This is a genomic window from Chryseobacterium sp. SIMBA_029 (genome assembly GCF_046535275.1).
In the GTDB taxonomy this organism is placed as follows: domain Bacteria; phylum Bacteroidota; class Bacteroidia; order Flavobacteriales; family Weeksellaceae; genus Chryseobacterium.
The window spans coordinates 1-311 of sequence record NZ_JAWRXA010000153.1; the positions used below are offsets into that span (position 1 = coordinate 1).

The window sequence follows — 311 nt, forward strand, 5'->3', positions numbered from 1 at the left end:
CCCGTCGGAAACGGGTAGTTCGTCTTCTCGTGGGCCTCATAGAGGCAAAGTCATCGCAACAAGTTTCAGTTCGTCAACGAATTCGCGAGCGATCTTCGACAGCGTTCGGCCCTCGGCCACAACCACCGTCGGACGGAGTCGCATTGCAGGTGCGAACGGCCTGATAACGAGGTCTGGAAAGATTCCGGTGGCAACGTGGAACGGGTCGATCAGCCCGATGCCGTTGCCCTGCGAAACGAGGCAGCAAGCCGAATAGGAATGGTTGGCGGTAATGCCAACGTTGCAGTTCACCTGGGCATGCCGGAACGCTT

General features: G+C 58.2%; 1 protein-coding gene. It reads right to left on the minus strand.

The genetic code is table 11. The features are described from left to right. Positions 1-36: 36 nt before the first annotated feature. Positions 37-311 (minus strand): LysR substrate-binding domain-containing protein (locus SB679_RS23600; RefSeq protein WP_410704699.1); only part of this gene is annotated, 275 nt, incomplete at its 5' end.